Annotated in this window: 12 protein-coding genes; 10 read left to right on the plus strand and 2 right to left on the minus strand. The window is 63.9% G+C overall.

The genetic code is table 11. From position 1 onward, the window contains the following. Positions 1-152: 152 nt before the first annotated feature. The 10 genes from HMPREF2710_RS04810 (at position 153) to mutM (ending at position 12,793) form a co-directional block, all read left to right on the plus strand. Positions 153-1,802 (plus strand): PT domain-containing protein, encoded by a 1,650-nt coding sequence (locus tag HMPREF2710_RS04810; RefSeq protein ID WP_070599812.1) that lies wholly within the window; start codon positions 153-155, stop codon positions 1,800-1,802. 78 nt (positions 1,803-1,880) lie between these two features. After that, on the plus strand, positions 1,881-3,233 hold the full coding sequence (locus tag HMPREF2710_RS04815) for a thiamine-phosphate kinase (RefSeq protein WP_070599813.1): 1,353 nt from the start codon (positions 1,881-1,883) through the stop codon (positions 3,231-3,233). Positions 3,234-3,522: 289 nt separating this feature from the next. Then, complete coding sequence (locus HMPREF2710_RS04820; RefSeq protein ID WP_070599815.1) at positions 3,523-4,848, plus strand: DAK2 domain-containing protein; 1,326 nt, start codon at positions 3,523-3,525, stop codon at positions 4,846-4,848. Then, on the plus strand, positions 4,845-8,498 hold the full coding sequence (locus HMPREF2710_RS09240; protein ID WP_083303489.1) for an ATP-dependent DNA helicase RecG: 3,654 nt from the start codon (positions 4,845-4,847) through the stop codon (positions 8,496-8,498). Before HMPREF2710_RS04820 ends, HMPREF2710_RS09240 begins: the two co-directional genes overlap by 4 nt. 109 nt (positions 8,499-8,607) lie before the next feature. After that, positions 8,608-9,261, plus strand: coding sequence for a 16S rRNA (guanine(966)-N(2))-methyltransferase RsmD (gene rsmD / locus HMPREF2710_RS04830; RefSeq protein ID WP_012903339.1), 654 nt, complete (start codon positions 8,608-8,610; stop codon positions 9,259-9,261). Positions 9,262-9,393: 132 nt separating this feature from the next. Beyond that, positions 9,394-9,870, plus strand: a complete 477-nt coding sequence (gene coaD / locus HMPREF2710_RS04835; RefSeq protein WP_049356676.1) for a pantetheine-phosphate adenylyltransferase — start codon at positions 9,394-9,396, stop codon at positions 9,868-9,870. A 240-nt stretch (positions 9,871-10,110) separates the two neighbouring features. Further along, on the plus strand, positions 10,111-10,713 hold the full coding sequence (locus HMPREF2710_RS04840) for a YceD family protein (RefSeq protein ID WP_371326312.1): 603 nt from the start codon (positions 10,111-10,113) through the stop codon (positions 10,711-10,713). Between the two features lie 30 nt (positions 10,714-10,743). Next, positions 10,744-10,947 (plus strand): 50S ribosomal protein L32, encoded by a 204-nt coding sequence (gene rpmF, locus HMPREF2710_RS04845; protein ID WP_005505656.1) that lies wholly within the window; start codon positions 10,744-10,746, stop codon positions 10,945-10,947. Between the two features lie 16 nt (positions 10,948-10,963). Next, on the plus strand, positions 10,964-11,653 hold the full coding sequence (gene rnc, locus HMPREF2710_RS04850) for a ribonuclease III (RefSeq protein ID WP_012903342.1): 690 nt from the start codon (positions 10,964-10,966) through the stop codon (positions 11,651-11,653). Positions 11,654-11,728: 75 nt separating this feature from the next. Then, complete coding sequence (gene mutM, locus HMPREF2710_RS04855; RefSeq protein WP_070599817.1) at positions 11,729-12,793, plus strand: bifunctional DNA-formamidopyrimidine glycosylase/DNA-(apurinic or apyrimidinic site) lyase; 1,065 nt, start codon at positions 11,729-11,731, stop codon at positions 12,791-12,793. Positions 12,794-12,966: 173 nt separating this feature from the next. Here the strand turns inward: mutM and HMPREF2710_RS04860 are convergent, their stop codons facing one another. Beyond that, positions 12,967-14,223 (minus strand): NAD-dependent epimerase/dehydratase family protein, encoded by a 1,257-nt coding sequence (locus tag HMPREF2710_RS04860; protein WP_070599819.1) that lies wholly within the window; start codon positions 14,221-14,223, stop codon positions 12,967-12,969. 33 nt (positions 14,224-14,256) lie between these two features. Continuing rightward, positions 14,257-17,277 (minus strand): alpha/beta fold hydrolase, encoded by a 3,021-nt coding sequence (locus HMPREF2710_RS04865; RefSeq protein WP_070599822.1) that lies wholly within the window; start codon positions 17,275-17,277, stop codon positions 14,257-14,259. Positions 17,278-17,348 lie beyond the last annotated feature (71 nt).

The following is a 17,348-nucleotide window of genomic DNA, read 5'->3' on the forward strand; positions in this document are numbered from 1 at the left end:
GCACATCTTGAAGCTCAAAGATTGGTATGAAAGCGCTAAAATGAGTAATGAAGAAAAAGCCGATTCGGTAGAATAGATGAAGGTATATCCAATCTGCCCTAGCGATTGGGTATCTATTCACTCACAACGTATCAGAAAGTCAAGGACAACCTTTGGGAAAACGAAACCGTAAGGTGGTCTCTGCGAGTCTGGCGACAGCACTGGTTGCTTCCGGAAGCCCCTACGTAGCCTCATTTGCTCAAGATGTGCAGGAGGCTGCGTCTCAGGTTCCGCCAAACCCTGTCGGCACCGCAAGCCTAACCCTGGACCCCACCGCAAACGCGGCATCTTCCTCTCAGACGGCAGTACCCACGCTCGCAACCGTGAGCGCATGGCCCACCGCTCAGGGGGACAATAAGACTGACAATGCGCAGGCAGAGCCCATCGCTCAGCCTAGCGCTTCTTCGAGCGCTCAGCCCACTGCTAGTGCCGAGCCTTCCGCAAGTGCTACGCCCAGCCCGGATGCGACTCCTACCCCGAACGCTACCGCGCAGCCTACTGCCGAGCCCACCGCTTCTGCTAGTGCGACTGCAAACCCGAGTGCTACGGCGAGTCCTAGCGTAGAGCCCTCTAAGGATGCGACCGCTGAACCTACCGCTACGCCGACCGTAGCTCCTAGCGCAAGTGCCGAACCGAGTGTTGCTCCTACCGCAACTCCGACGGCTGAGCCGACTGTAGCTCCGACTGCGGAGCCTACGGTCCAGCCGACGGCAGAACCTACTGTTGCTCCCACTCCGGAACCGACCGTTGCGCCCACCGCGGAACCCACCAAGGATGCAACTCCTGAGCCTACTCAGGATCCGACCCCGGAGCCTACTCAGGACCCCACTCCGGAACCGAATCCGGAGCCCACTCCTGAGCCGACCAAGGACGTAACTCCCGAACCGACCCCGGAGCCGACCCAGGACCCCACTCCGGAACCGAATCCGGAGCCGACCCAGGATCCCGTCCCGGTTCCCGAGCCGACTAAGGACGTAACTCCCGAGCCGACCCAGGAGCCCTCTCAGGTTCCAGTTGTTCCGGCCCCGGTTCAGGATCCGACTCAGGAGCCCTCCAAGGAAGCTAAGCAGGAGCCGACCAAGGATGCGGTCATCCCCGTGATTCCGGTAGCTCCGGTAGAGGATAACAAGGACAGCTCGGACTCCAAATCGGTTACCCCGATCGAGACCGAACCTGTTGCTCCGATTCCTCCGGCGAACAACCCGGTGACCGTCCCCGGCAATCGTCAGGAAGTCTCTGGGGAAGATGTCATCATCTCCATTGAGCTTCCGCGACCGGGCAGCTCCTCTGAATCCGCAAGTTCCTCTTCGGGATCTTCGAGCTCTTCACCGAGCAAGGCACCGAGCGACAGGCTTGATGGCGAGGATGACGATCCGTTGCGTTCTGGTGGCACCACCCTCGGACGAATCGCAGCTAATAACGGTTCGAATGACTCCATTCCGGGTGCGGCTGACTGGGTTGCTGGATACCTCTCGCGCAATAAGACAGAGGAGGACCACTCCCACGAGGCAAGCCCCTCGAACTCCTCAAGCTCGGTATCGACTTCGAAGTCGCCTAGCTCCTCCTCCACCTCGGCTAGCGCCAGCCGCTCTGCAAAGAGCGTGGCAAAGGCTGACGGCGCGAATGCCGCCCAGGAGCAGGCCGTGAAGAATGCGGACGCGGACGATTCCGGACTTTCCGGTATTGCACCGCTGATTCTCTTCTCGCTCATCGGTCTGGTGCTGATTGCTCTGGCAATCCGCTACTTCAGCCGCGGAGCATAAGGCGAACATAACGCGTAAGAATACGCGATAATAGAGGATGTGAATCCTCAGACTTTTAGCGAAACGCGGGACAACCCCATGCGAGAGACACCTCTCTCAAAGCTGGGGGAGTCCCGCGTTCTGCGCGCTTTCATGCCGATTATCAACGCCCACAACGAGCAGGTTGCCGCAGCGGCACGCCAGGCGGGGCGCATCGAACCCCTCGAGGTGGGCCCCGGTGACGACTGTGCCGTCCTCGCCGAGCCCGCGCCCGGTCAGCGTACCGTGGTCACCACCGACACTCTCGTTGAGGACCAAGACTTCATGAACCTGTGGCCCGGTGGTATCGCACGGGCGGGTGAGGCCGGTGAGTTCATTCTGGACCCCGCCCGCAGTAGCGGCTACGATGTGGGGCGCAAAGCCGCGACCCAGAACCTCGCCGACGTTGCCGCCATGGGTGCGCGCCCGGCGAGTCTCTTCATCTCACTGAGCCTGCCCGGTAGCACTCCTTACGGCTGGATTGACGGCTTCGCCCACGGCATTGTGGACGGAATCAACGCCTGCGGAGCCACCGAATGTGTGATTGGCGGCGGCGATATTGGCGACTCCACCGAAATGTCGGTGACCGTCACCGCCCTCGGCTACACGGACCGCGCCGTGCTGCGCTCCGGTGCACGCCCCGGCGACACTATCGCCCTGGCGGGGCGTACCGCCTGGTCCGATGCCGGTCTGCGCCTGCTGCTCAACCCGCTCTCCCTGCCCGCCACGGCACTACTGCGCGCCATCGCCGCAGGTCAGGATGCTGAGGCGGCGCTGGGGGCGGTAGCTCAGGCGTGGGCTCAGAAGCAGGCTGAAAAGTCGGGTGAAGACTCAGCCGCTCTTCCTGAAGGACTCATCGAGCTAGCCCTCACCCTCACCCCCGAAGACGCCGCGCATATGCTCGCGGTCTGCGAGCGTGCCGTCGACTCGCAGCACCACCCGGTCAGCCCCATCCCCGCCGGTGAAGTGGCACGCCAGCATAGGGCGAGCTCCATGCTGGATCTTTCCGACGGGCTCGTCAAGGATGCTGGACGAGTTGCCGCCGCCTCCGGGGTGCAGATGCGCCTCGACCGTGCCGCCGTGGATGCGTTCGCCGAGCCGCTGCTACCGTTGGCGCGCCTGCTGCTGGCGATTGGTGAGCGCAACGAGGCGGGGGAGAGCCCCGCATCCCTGGCGCGCACCTTCGTGCTGGTCGGCGGGGAGGACCACGGCCTGCTGGCGACCTTCCCCGGTGAGGTGCCCGAAGAGTTCGTGCCCCTGGGCACCTGCGTTGCGGACGCCCCGGAGCGCGGTCTGAGCGCTGAACTCTACGGTGCCGAGCGCCGCCACAATGCGGTGACCGGCGCGGCGGTGGTTATGGACGGCCGCTCCCTGGACGGCATGGGCTGGGAACACTACGGGGCTTCCGCGTAGGAGCTCCGCCGAGTGTTGCCGAATGTTGCCGAGTGCCGCGAGGCGCGTGCGGTTTATATGTTTAGTCCGTGCTTTCATCCTCCGTGCTTTCATCCCGCGGGATAGGTAGCGGACAATACCGTACATTTAACCGAAATTACCTAGAATAGAAGTACGAAATAGACTGGATTCCGCCCGTGCCGCGGGCGCTGAGAAATCAGTTGGGAACTAACCGGGAAATCAGTCGGGAACTAGCCACAAACTCAGCCGAGAACCGCGCGAAACCGACGAAACTGACGAGGAGGGTAGCGTGAACGCAGAACAGAACCAGCGCACCGAAGAACGCGAGATTTACCGCCGCGCCTGCGTGCGCGCCTACCGCTTCGGTGTAGCGTGGTCAACCGCCGCCCGCACCACCATCGAACGCTACCGCGAGGCGCTCAACGAGCTCAACGGGTTCCCCGTGCCCGATAAGGACACCGGATCCAATATCGCCCACACCCTGCTGACCCTGACCGAAGAGTTTGAGCGGGGCATGGAACAGGTTCTGCCCAGTGAAGTTCTTCCCAGCGAGGTTCTTCCCGCTGGCGAAATTCCCGGCGGGGAGGGCGCCTACATGCCCGAGGCGGCGGGCGCCTCCGAAGAGGAAACCCTTGCTCACCTGTGGATTCAGCTGGGCGGAATCTACGAGCACGCGATTATGCGCGCATCCCGCGTGGCGCGCGGCAACTCGGGGACCCTGCTTTGCGCCTGGGCGCTGGAGGCGGTGCGTAGCTACTGGTTCCTGCCCGGAAACCTCGCCCAGGAGCTCGGTGACGCAGGCGATGAGCTGCCGCTCGTGCGCACCCTGGAAGCAGACTACGAGCGTGTGCTGGCTGGCGGTTCCCTGCCGAAGCACCGCGAAGTGAAGCTGGAGTACGCCCACGCGGAGGCGCGCGCGATGGCGTTCGCGGCTGAGCGTATTCGCGCCAGCGTGGGGGAGCAGATGGTGCCCTCCACGATGCTGTCGGTCATGGTGGAGCTCGCCCGCCTGGACGCACACTATGAAGCATCGCAGGACGCAGAAGCTGCTGACGAGGTGCTGAAAGAGCGTCGACGTGCGCTGATGCGTGCCGCTCTGGAACGTACCGCGCAGTTCCCGCCCTCACCCGAGCTTGCCGGTTTCGTGGATGCCGGCGCGCTCGGCTTCTACCTTGCCGTGGTGCACTCCAACCCGCGTTGGGAGGGTGCGACCCTGCATGAGGCGCAGGTGGAATCCATGCTGCGTGCACCCTCTACCGGTGTGACTTCTGTAGCCGGTTCTGCGGCACGAGTGGGTTCTGAACAGGCGGGCGCTGAACCTGCCGAGCACGCAGAACACGCGGAGCAGAGCGGCTGGGAGCTTATGGGTACGCTGACCTGTGAGCCCCTCGCCCTGGCGCAGTTGCGCCCCGAACTTGAAGCCATGGGCGACAGCCTGCTCATTACGCCCCTGGACATGGCGGCTGGACTCTGGGCGCTGCACGTGCACGTGCTCGACATCGACCCCGCCCGCGAGCTGATTACGGGCTACGGTCAGTGGTCGGATGAGCGTATTTCCTCCCTGGCGGATGGTCGTCACGCCGACCACGCGTGCGGCGCGGAGGGCGGCGCATGAGCCCCGCCCGACGTTCCGTGAACCCACAGCAGGAAGCCCTAGACTTGGGGCTTCCCGAGCCTGTTCCGGTCAAAACTAAGCCGACAAATACTAAGCCCGCGAAAGCTGAGGCAGCGCAGGATGAGCCCGTAGATTCAACGGTTGTGGAGCCTGCCCGTGCCGGTTCTGCGACCCGTGCTGATTCTACGACCCGAGCTCGGCAACGGAAAAAGGATGCGCCGCTACTGAGCGATGAACAGCTCCGCACCACCGCCGAGCTGACCGTGCGCGATCTTGCCGCCTACGCTCGAGGCGAGGTGAGTCGCGCCGAGCTGAGCGAACGCGCGGCACAGCGCGCCAGCACCCCCTACCGTAAGGCACTCAAGACGCTCAAGCATTCGCTGGGTCCCGCCGCGCACACCATGACCGACGACGCTCTCTACGAGCTGGTCGATATCGCGTTGGCGGCGCGGCAGGCAACTCAGGCGGAGGAACCGGCTCGGAAAGCACCCGCCCGGAAGAAGCCAACTCAGAAGAGAGCAGTTCAGAAGGAACCTGCACAGAAGGCACCTGCTCAGAACGAACCGAGCCCGCAGCAGAGCGAAACTGCCGCGCGGGCAGCTTCGGCGCGCCCGCAGAAGGTAACGAAAGCGAGCGAAGGAATCGAGCAGAAGCCTGCGCTGAAGAAGAGCGCGCCCGAGGTAGAAGCTGAAAAGCCTGCACCCAAAAAGGCTGTAGTGAAGAAGACTGCGCCCGCAGAGAAAGCTCCCGCTTCCAAGGCCTCGGCATCGAAAACCCCGGCAAAGCCGAAAACCCCGGCAAAGCCGAAAACCCCCTCCAAGAAGGCAACGCCTGCGCAAAAAACTACGCCGAGGAAAGCTACCGCCCAGAAAGCTTCCGCGAAGAAGGCAACTCCTGAGAAGGTTACGGCTGAGAAGCCCGCATCAGCTGCCGCGGAGGCTAAAAGCCGTGCCCTGGCGCGCTACGCCTCCGAGGACCGCATCGAAAACGCGCCGCTCAAAAAGTACCTGCCCGCGCCCAGCGCCAAGGCAATCGCTACGCACCTGGACCTGCACACCGTCGGGGAGATGCTCGAATACTTCCCGCGCAAATACCTGCCGCGCGGTGAGCTCAGCTCCTTCGCCGAACTCGTTGAGGGCCAGGACGTTACCATCATTGCCCGCGTGGTGCACGTGAGCACCCGAACCATGGCGGCACGGCGCGGCAAAATCACGGAAGTGACCATCACCGACCGGCTTTCCGACGCCACCGGGCAGGATGCACCCGCCGGTTTTGATGGCCCTGTATCCGTGGTGCCCGGGCGCGCTAACCGCCCCGGCGCATCCGGCGCATCCAGCGTATCCAGAGTATCCGGCGTGCCCGCGCAGAGCTGGCAGGCAACCGGGATGCACAACCCGCGCATTAACGCGCTCGCTAACTCCACACAGAACCCAGGTGCCCAGATTCCCCGCGCTCAAAACCCCGCGGCTCAGAACCCCGCACAGGGCAGGGGAGCGCAGCCCGCCTCCTATAGCGGCTACGCAGACAGCTACGGCCAGGATTCGTTCGCGCAGGGAGGCCTCTTTGGCGTGCCTGCGCCCAGCATGACGAACCCCGGTGCGCTCATCGGCTCGCAGATGAAGCTTTCCTTCTTCAACGCCTGGACCGCCGCCCGCGAAATCCGCGAGGGTGAAACCATGATGTTCTCCGGCAGGGTTGGCATCTACCGCGGCGAATACACTCTCACCAACCCGCACTACGCCCTGCTCTCGAAGGACGCCTCCGGCGCGGACGTCACCGACGCCGCCACCGCCCCCGTGCCCGTCTACCGCGCCCCCGTGAAGCTGCCCACCGACCGCATCAGCGGCTACATGGCGCAGCTGCTCGAAAAGGTTCCGCTCAAAGAACTTGAAGACCCGGTACCCTACACGATTCGTCGCGCCCGCAAGGTACCGTCGCTGGAGTGGACGTACCGCGCCCTGCACACCCCCGACTCTGAGGACACTTGGCGTGCCGCGCAGGCACAGATGCGTTACCGTGAGGCGTTCGTACTGCAGAGCGCGCTCGCCCGCCTGCATTCGGTGCGTGCCGCGCACCTGACCCAGCCGCGCCCCGCCGTGGAGGGCGGCCTCGCCGATCGGTTGCTTCAGGTTCTGCCCTACGAGCTGACCGAAGGGCAGCAGAAGGTGGGCGCTGAGATTGCCGCGGATTTGTCGAGTGAATCTCCCATGAACCGCCTGCTGCAAGGTGATGTGGGTTCCGGTAAGACCGTGGTGGCTCTGCGCGCCATGCTGCAGGTTGCCGATGCGTGCGGCCAGTCCGCGATGCTCGCCCCGACCGAGGTGCTTGCCGAGCAGCATTTGCGTTCGGTGCTGGACATTCTGGGGGATATAGCGGCGCCCGAAGACTCTGACGATTCTTCCGCCGGTTCTGCCGAGGGAATCCCCGCGGGGAGCGAGGAGGAACCCGACCGTGTGCGTGTGCGCCTGCTGACCGCCTCCATGGGTACCCGCGCCAAGCGCAAGGTACTGCAGGAGCTCGCCGACGGCACCGCCCAGATTGTGATTGGCACCCACGCCCTGCTTTCCGATGAGGTGAGCTTCCATGATTTGGGTCTGGTCGTCGTGGACGAGCAGCACCGCTTCGGCGTGGAGCAGCGCGACGGCCTGCGCGGCACCGACGGCGCCCTGCCGCACCGCCTGGTCATGACCGCAACGCCCATTCCGCGTACCGTCGCCATGACCGTGTTCGGTGACCTGGACGTGTCCGTGCTCGACACCCTGCCCGCGGGCCGCCAGAAAATCTCAACGCACGTGGTGCCCCTCGCCGAGAAGCCCGCCTGGGCGTCCCGGCTGTGGAGGCGCGCCCGCGAAGAAATCGACGCGGGCCACCAGGTGTATGTTGTTGTACCCAAAATCGGGGAGGATGGCGACAGCCTGGAGGAAGGCGCCGCGTTCTTTGGCGCATCCAGCCTGAACGGTGCTGGAACTGGCGCGGGCAACTCAGCCCAGGGCTATTTCGGTCAGGGCGGTAGCGCGAGTAGCGACGGCAAGGTTCAGCTGACCTCGGTCGCCTCCATGTACTCCTACCTGAGCACTGAGGACGCCCTCGTCGGCGTGCGTATCGGTACCCTGCATGGCCGCATGGACCCGGCGGAGAAGACCGCCGTCATGACCGCTTTCGAGCGCGGAGAGATTGACCTGCTCATCAGCACCACCGTCATTGAGGTGGGCGTGAACGTCCCGAACGCCACGCTCATGATTATCATGGACGCCGACCGCTTCGGCATCTCGGGCCTGCACCAGCTGCGAGGTCGTGTGGGCCGCGGCGGCTACGCGGGCACCTGTCTGCTGGTGACCCGCCAGGAGGAGGGCGGCGTGTCCCGCGAGCGCTTGGATGCGGTCGCCTCCACCACGGACGGCTTTGAGCTTTCCCGCATTGACCTGGCGCAGCGCCGCGAGGGTGATATTCTGGGTGCTGCACAATCGGGTTCGAAGAGCACCCTGCGGTTCCTGCGGGCGCTCGCCGATGCCGACATTATTGAGCGTGCCCGCGAGGATGCCCGCTCGGTGGTGGAGAAGGACCCGACGCTGGCTAAGCATCCGTCTTTGGCGCGTACGATTGACCGTGCTCTGGACGCTGACCGTGAGGCGTTCCTCGGCAGGGGATAAGCGCCCAACGGGGCAGAACGCTCTGCCCGCTCCGCCCATCAACCAGCCTTGCCCACCACTCGCTGAAACCGTGACGTCAACACACCGCACTAGTTAAGAGGAGAGACCTATGAGCCGTATTATTTCCGGTGCCGCCGGAGGCGTTCGCCTTGCCTCGGTTCCGGGGGATAATACTCGCCCGACCACCGACCGGGTGAAGGAATCCCTCTTCTCCAAGCTAGAGAGCTACGACATTATTCGTGGCGCCCGCGTGCTGGACGCCTTTGGCGGCTCGGGCGCGCTGGGCTGCGAAGCGCTCTCTCGCGGTGCCGCATCCGTGACTTTGCTGGACACGTACCCGAAGGCTGTTGCGGTGATTCGCAAGAACGTTGCCGCGGTGGAGAAAGCAATGGGTCGCACCGGTTCTTCTGGCGCTACCGGTTCTGCGGCGCGCGTGCAGCAGTCTCAGGCGCTGACCTACGTGAAGTCCGCCTCCGGTCCGTGGGACCTGGTGTTTGTTGACCCGCCCTACGCCATGCCGAATGAGCAGGTCAGCGAGCTGCTGGAGGCGCTCACCCCCAAGCTCGCCGAGGGCGCCGTGGTCGTAGTGGAGCGTTCTTCGCGCGACCCCGAGCCGGTGTGGGGCGAGGGCCTGTACTGTTTTTCGACCCGTCAGCACGGTGAGACGGTTCTCTACTATGTGGAGCCTGACGAGGTGGAAGAGCAAGCAGGCGACGAGTTCGGCAACGAATCCGGCGAGGACGCTGAAGAGCTCGCTGCCTAAGATTGCTACCTAAGATTGCCGCCGCAGCTTGCTGCCTCAGCCTGTGCTCGCCCGCATGCCACTAACCCGCATCCTAAATTCGCCCGTATCTACTCATTCCAACGTCTGATATTTATTCGTGAAGGGACCGCCATGATTGCCCTCTGCCCCGGCTCTTTTGACCCCGTGCACCACGGCCACCTGGAAATCATTGCCCGCGCCGCTCAGCTCTTTGACAAGGTGATCGTGGGCGTGGCGCACAATAGCTCCAAGAAGTACCGTTTCTCCCTGGAGGAGCGCGTGCAGCTGGTGCGTGAGTCCCTGCAGGAGCTCGGCATTGAGGGCGTGAGCGTGGAGCCGATTCCGCCAGGCGTGCTGCTTGCCGAGTACGCGGCGGAGCGCGGCGCGAAGGTGCTGGTGAAGGGTCTGCGTTCTGCGACGGACTACAGCTATGAGGCTCCGATGGCGAGCATGAACCGTCACCTGGCGCAGGTTGAGACGGTGTTCTTGGCGGGTGAGGACCGCTACGGTGCGGTGTCGTCCACGATTATTCGTGAGGTGGCGTCGCTGGGTGGTGACGTGACTCCCTTCGTGCCGGAGGCGGTCGCCCGCGCCCTGAAGAGCGCCTAGGAAAACGCCTCATCAACCCGGGCGCACGCCACCGGGCGCGCACCCATCCGACACGCCCGACATGACCACCGGCAGGGCTCCGGCAGAATAACTCGCACCGCCGACCGGGCGCTTAAGTCCCCCAGTAGTAGCCCCGACCGACCGATTAAATGCCGCGCGGCGCCTCCTTAAGGGGATATTTAAGAGGTGAGCGCCACTTAAAGAGATTTAAAAGGCGCTTAATCTTGATTAACGGTGCGAATGACCCCTAGAATGGGACTTTGGTTTATACATTTCGTAAGGAGAAACGCCATTTCACGTGCAGACGCATCGCCGCTGGTTGTATCAGTCACTAACCTGATTCACCGCCCCGGCACCATGGAAACTCTCACTGAGGTTCTGCCCGCACCGGCAGACCTGGGTAACGCGCTCATCGGCGTGGAAGAGGGTTCGGATATTGACCTCGATATTCGTATGGAGTCTGTTGTTGATGGTATCCTAGTTACCGGCTCCGTCGTTGTGGATGTACACGGCGAGTGTAGCCTCTGCTTGGATCCGATTGATTACGAGATGTCGGCCAATATTCAAGAGCTTTTCGTCTTTGAGAAGGCCCCGGCTGGCGGCCCCGAAGACGAAGTAGATGAGCAGTACGCCGTTGAGGATGATTCCATCGACCTTGAACCGGCTCTGCGGGACGCAGTAATCCTTCAACTGCCGTTCCAGCCTGTTTGTAGGGACACCTGCCAGGGTCTGTGCGCCGATTGCGGTGCGCGCCTGGAGGATGACCCCGGGCATCATCACGAGGTGTTGGATCCGCGCTGGTCGGCCCTACAGGGCCTGCTCGGTGCAGATACCGAAAACTAAATTGTTGTTACTAGAGATTGTGAGATAGCTGTGGCTGTTCCCAAGCGCAAGATGTCCCGCGCTAACACCCGCGCACGCCGTTCCCAGTGGAAGGCATCCGTGCCCCAGCTGGTTAAGACCGTTGAAAACGGTCGCGTGACCTACAGCCTGCCCCACCAGGCAAAGGTTGTAACCGACGCTGCAGGCAACGCCCTGTTCCTGGAGTACAAGGGCCGTAAGGTTGCAGACGCCTAAGAAGCGGTGAATCCTTATGACTGAATTTCCTAGTGTTGATACTAGGGAGTTGCGTAAACGTCTCGGAGTCGATATCGACGCCGAGACGTTTTTGCTATCCCTAACCCACCGCTCCTACGCCTTCGAGAACCCCGGAGTGGAGCATAATGAGCGCCTGGAGTTCCTGGGCGATTCGGTGCTTTCCCTGGCGATCGCTGAAGAAGTGTACCGACGCTACCCCGACCTGCCCGAGGGTGAGCTCGTGAAGCTGCACCACGTGGTGGTGTCTACGGTGGCGTTGGCGAAGGTGGCACGCGACCTGGATCTGGGCAGGTACATCCTGCTCGGTAAGGGCGAGATTCACACCGGCGGCGCCGATAAGGACTCAATCCTTGCCGACACCATGGAGGCGATTTTCGGCCTGACCTACCTGGAGTGCGGTCGCGAGGCGGCTCGTGACCTGGTGTTGCGCCTGATTGCGCCGCTGCTCGACGATGAGAAGGTCCTGAACTCTGGACGCGACTGGAAGACCGAGCTGCTGAACCTTGCCACCGCTCGCGGTTGGGGAGACGTGCGCTACGAGGTCACCGGCGAGGGCCCCGATCACGCGCGCGTGTACACTGCGGTCGCTATTGTGGCGAACCAGCAGGCCGGCACCGGTGTGGGTCCGAGCAAGAAGGAGGCGGAGCGCCTTGCCGCTGAGCAGGCGTACCGCGTTCTGGTTTAGGCTCATTCAAGCATCCTGCAGGTCTGTTAGCTCTGCGGGCTCTTGATTCTGCAGCCCCGCTGATTGGAGAGATTCATGCCCGAACTGCCCGAGGTGGAAACCGTTCGCGCAGGTCTAGCCGAGCACTCGGTGGGTCGGCCCGTGCGGGCGGTGCGCGTGGTCGATGCCCGTTCACTCCGCAGGCACCTGCCCGGTCCCGCCCACTTTGAGGCGGCACTCACCGGCAGGGCGCTGCGCGGCGCCTACCGCCGCGGCAAGTACCTGTGGCTGACCCTGAGCGAGGCGGACGGCACGCTTGCCGACGAGGCGCTCGTGGTGCATCTGGGCATGAGCGGTCAGCTGCTCGTGCGCGATGAGCCGGGCGGCGATTCCGGCAGTGACTCGGGCGGCGACTCGGGTAATGAATCTGAGGCTCGCGCGGCCTTTGATGAGCAGCCGCGGCACCTGCGCGTGGCGCTAGAACTAGGACCGGCGGGAGCTACCGGTAGCATGGTGAGCGCCAACCGGGCGAGCACCGGGCAGCGGTTGCTCTTCGTGGATCAGCGCATCTTCGGCGGCATGTTCCTCAGCCCGCTGGTATCGGACGCACCCGCAGCGGTTGCAGCGAATAAAGCAGCGCCCGATGAAATGGGGCAGAGCGAAGTACCCGAACGTTTTCTGGTCCCCGAGGCGGTCAAGCACATTGCCCGCGACCCGCTGGATGAATTCTTCGACCCCGCGGCGGTGCGCCGCAAGTTCCTGCGCACCTCCAGCGGCATTAAGAAGGTGTTGCTGGACCAGTCAGTAATCTCCGGCGTGGGCAATATCTACGCCGACGAGGCGCTGTGGCGCGCGCGGTTGCACTACGCGAAGCCCGCACGCACCCTTAGCGCCGCTCAAACCCGCGAACTGCTGGAGGCGGTCACCCAGGTGCTACGCGAGTCCCTGGCGGCGGGCGGCACAAGTTTCGATGCCCTGTACGTGAACGTGCTGGGCGAGTCGGGCTACTTTGAGCGCTCGCTGAACGCCTATGGTCGTGCCGGGGAGCCCTGCCTTCGTTGCGCGGAGGCGGGCCGCACAACCCTGATGGTGCGCGAGCCGTTCCAGAACCGTTCGTCCTACCGTTGCCCTCACTGCCAGCGGGCACCACGTTCTCGCTAGGTAAAGGCTCACGCTAGATATGCGAATGACGGTGTAGCCACGTTCCTCCCACGCGGGGGATGTAGCTACGCCGTCATTCGTTTGAACCTCAGCTGTATAAACGGGGGGCGAGGGAGTCAACCCGAAAGCCACCCCGACAAGAAGCAACTGGCGGCTGTACCTATCGCCTGCACCTAGCGGCTGTACCTGTCCCCGTAGAACAAGCCCAGACGCTCGTAGCCCTCCTCAATCGACACGGCGGGCTCCCACTGCAGCAGCTCGCGGGTGCGGCGCTGATCGAACCAGTGTGCCGTCGAGAGCTGCTCGGCAAGGAACTCCGTCATGGGCGGCTCATCGCCGGCCGTCACGTTCTTCGGCAGACGCTCCCACACGCGCTCGATTACGCGCCCGGCCAGGGCCGCAACCTTCGCCGACACCGAGAAGCGCGGGGCGGGAACGCCGACCGCCTCACAGAAACCGCCGAGTAGCTCAGAGATAGTGCGCGGCTGGCCGTTCGTGACCACCAGCGCCCGGCCCGCAAAAGCGTCGAGGCGCTGATAGCCGCGCACCACGGCATCCGCGGCGTTATCAATGTAGAGCGTATCAATCAGACCCGTACCGCCGGATAGTAGCGGCAGGCGGCCCGCGGCGGAACGCTCCAGAATACGCTCGACCAGCTGGGTATCGCCCGGCCCCCACATCAGGTGCGGACGCAACGCACCCACACGCAAAACCCCACCGCCGGGCAGGGGAGTGCCGTTCGCCTCCAACGCGAGCAGCTCAGCGGCAGCCTTCGAACGCGCATAGTTACCGCGCGCATGCTCCGGGGACGCCACGCCGGCACCGTCACCCACAATCGCCGCGCCGGCATGGGCAACCGACGGCGAGGAAATGTACAGGAACGAAGACACCGAATGGTTCAGCGCCGCCTGTAGCAGGGTGCGGGTGCCCTCAATGTTGATGCGCTCATAATCAGCCCACTCGCCGCTGACCGAAACCTTCGCCGCGGCATGCACCACGCCGTTCACGCCGGTCATCGCCAAATCAACAGCCTGCGCGTTCGTAATATCGCCGCGCACCTGCTCAAAACGGAGGCGAATCGAATCGGGCAGCAGAGCCGCAATACCCGAATCGCCACGCTGAAAAACGCGCACATCATAGCCGGCACGCAACAACGCCAGCACGCTCTCACGACCCAGCAGGCCGCTCGCACCGGTAAAGAGGATGCGCTCGCCAATACGCGGCGCAAAATCAGGCTCCTCAATCGGGCGCAGCGAACGCGGGGCAGGGTCGGTGTATCGCGCCGCCAGCGGCTGCGCTGGCTTGCGGAACCGAGCCGTCGGGGAAATCACCGCATGCGCAGTCGACAGGCGGTGTCCAGACAAGCGGGACGCAGACAGGCGGGGTGCGGGCTCGTGGGAAGAGGACTCACGCGAAGAATGAGGGGACATCATACTCCTTAGACTTAGGGATCCGGCAGGCGCTTACGCCCCCGCAAGGACCTTCGACGCCCACTCACCCAGGGCGGGGCGGTCAATCTTCGAATTATGGCGAATATCGGTCGGATGCTCGTGCACCACCAGCACCGCGGCAAGTTCCACGTCGGTATCCTCGGCAACCTTCTGACGCACCAGCTGCGACAGCTCGAAGGGCGCCACACCCTCCGCAATGGGGAAGCGGCGAGCGCCGGGCACGCGATCGAGCAGGGCACGCTTGAGACCCGATGCCGACTGGCGCGCCTCCAACGCGGCAGTATTCGCGGACGCCTCAATGACCAGCACCGGTGCCGCAGTACCGGCAGGACCCACCGCCACCAGGGCGGCGCGGCGCACCTCGGGCAGGGACTCGGCGGACTGCTCAGCCGCAACCGGGGTCAGTACGCCCTGCGAAGTCAGCAGCACGTGCGCGAGGCGACCCTCAACCCACAGGCGACCCGAAGCGTCCAGGTGCCCGACGTCACCGGTATGATGCCAACCCGGAGTGCTAATGGACTGCTCCTCAGTCACCCACAGGGTGTCGTAGCGGTCCTTCACATGCGGCGCCGACACCAGAATTTCACCGGTCACACCCGGCTCATGGGTTAGCTCATCCGCGACCGAACCGTCCTGCAGCAGCGGCGCAATAGCCACCGCCGCACCGTACACCGCGAAACCAACGCACACGCCATCACGGGCGAACGGGTCAAGCACCTCACCGGCAGCATTCGGGGTGCCCTCAGCAATCGCCTGGCGAATCATCTCGAAAGACACATCGGTCACCGGCAGACCCTCGGTCATGCCGTACGGGGTGTGCAGGGAGGCGTTCGGCACGAGTGCGGAGAGCGCCTCCAGTAGCGGCACGGGAATCGGCGCGCCAGCACTCAGCACGGTCTGAACCTTAGCCAACGCCGCACGCTGCTCAGCGTTCAGCTCATCGGCAGTCGCCACCACATTCACCAGGGCGGCGGGGGAAGCAAACACGACCGACGCATCAATAGCCGCCGCAGCCGACGCCAATGCCGAAGCCGTCAAGGTCTTCGGGCGGGTCACATCCATCGTCGGGGTCACGCTGGTAGCACCCAGTGCCGGGCCCAACAGTGCAAACGGCGCGAAGCCAGCCACCAGGCCGCTACCGGGCGCAAAACCGTACGTATTCGCAATGGCATCGCGCATACCCGCCAGTTGACGCTGCGTGTACACCACACCCTTAGCCGGGCCGGTCGAACCGGAGGTGTACAGCACCGCCGCATCAGCATCCGGCACGGGGGAGGGGAACTCCACCACGGTCGGGGTGGGCACGGGAGCACCCGGAGTACCGTCAGCGGCGGGCGCGGTAAACACCGAACCGGCAACGCCCAACAGCTTCTCCTGCACCGAACCCAGCGGCTCCACAGAAATACGCACACCCGGCCACAGCAGGGTACGGGCGGCACTGAGCGCGGCGGGAATACCCACCAGGAAGCTCGGGTTAGCGCCCTTCAATGCGCGAGTCAGACCCGGAATACCCAGGCCGGTATCAGCCACCACAATGACAGCGCCCAGCTTCATGCAGGCGTAAATCAGGGTGGTCAGGCGGGCACCTGGAGGCACCATCAGGTTCACGCGGTCGCCCGGACGCACACCCAGGGCGTGCAGGCGGGTCGCGGCGGCGTTGACCTGCTGGTTCAGCTCAGCCCAGGTCAGGGTTACAGACACGGAGGTGCCGTCGCCCTTGGGGTCCATGTCCACCACGGCGGTGGAGGCGTCATCGGCGCGTTCGGTGAGGGCTGCGAGCATGGGTCGGAACGCCGCGGGAACAGCGCCCTCAGCACCCTCAGCGGCGGTGCCCTCAGCAGTAGCGCCCTCGCCGGTCGTCAGACCGTGGCGGCGTGCGCGAGCGGCACGATGCTCCGCCTCAACGTTGTGCGGGGGCACCAGAGCGCCATCCTCCCTTGTGCCGAAAGTCTGCGCAAGCCACGAAATCATGGGGGAGGCAATATCGTAATCCTCAATGACCAGGTGCGAGGCCTTCTCGTAGCGGTGCACCTTCGCCTGCGGCATGCGCTCCATCAGGTCGAACAGGTAGCGGCGCTGGAACACCGGGTCCTTCGTACCCCACTGGAAGAACGCGGGCACATCCAGGTCACGAATCTGCTCGGCAATACGCTGCATCGGAGCGTAGGAGGGGATATCAGTACCGGTCGGAATATCACCCACAAAATTACGCACACCCTCACGCCACGCCGAATGAGTGTACGGCGCACGGTACGTACGGTAAATCGCCTCGTTCAGAGGGCTCGGGTACAGGCGCTTAGGCTGCTTGCCCACCGGCTGCGGCAGGGCACCATCAAGCGCCCCGGCACCGGCAGAACCCGGCGCAGGCAGGCGACCCTCATTCTGAGCCAAACCCAAGGTCACATCAATAAATGCGGTCGAATCGTGAGTACCCCACTCGTGCACTCCCAACGCCAGGCGCAGGGCGGCAGGGATATTCTCAATGCCGTCATGGTAGACCGCGGTGTTCGTCAGCATCACGCCCGAAAGAATCTCGCGATGCTCCAGCGCCCAACCGAAGGACACCAGCCCACCCCAGTCGTGAGCGAGGGTCACGACCGGCTTATCGGTCTCATCCAGACCGAGTGCCTTCGTGAAATCACCCAGGTCAGCAATACGGTCGGTCAGGGAGCGGCGCTCACCCTCCAAATCCAGGTGGGTGCGCTCCGAATAACCCATATCAATCTGATCAACCGCAACCACACGCCACGGGGCGCGCTCATTCACGCCCGCATCCAGCACGGTACGCCACAGGTACGACCAGGTCGGGTTACCGTGCACGCACAGGATCGTGCCAATCGGCTCCAAACCCTGCTCGACCAGCACCGGAAGGTTATCCAGGTAGTGCCAGCGGCGCGCGCCAGCCTGCTGCGCCCGCTGCTCAATGGGGGCGGTGGTGGGCACCTCCAGAAGGTGGGAGTAGCGCGGGTTCACGCCCGCCCATTCCTCCGGGTTATACGGGGGCTGAGCCTTAGGGAAGTTCAAATGGCGCATGCTGGGAATCCTTCCGGATCGAATCGGTGAATGTCTACCGCACAGAGGTTAAGGGCTGCCGGCTAAGGGCT

The sequence above is a fragment of the Rothia sp. HMSC069D01 genome (genome assembly GCF_001810135.1).
Lineage (GTDB): Bacteria > Actinomycetota > Actinomycetes > Actinomycetales > Micrococcaceae > Rothia.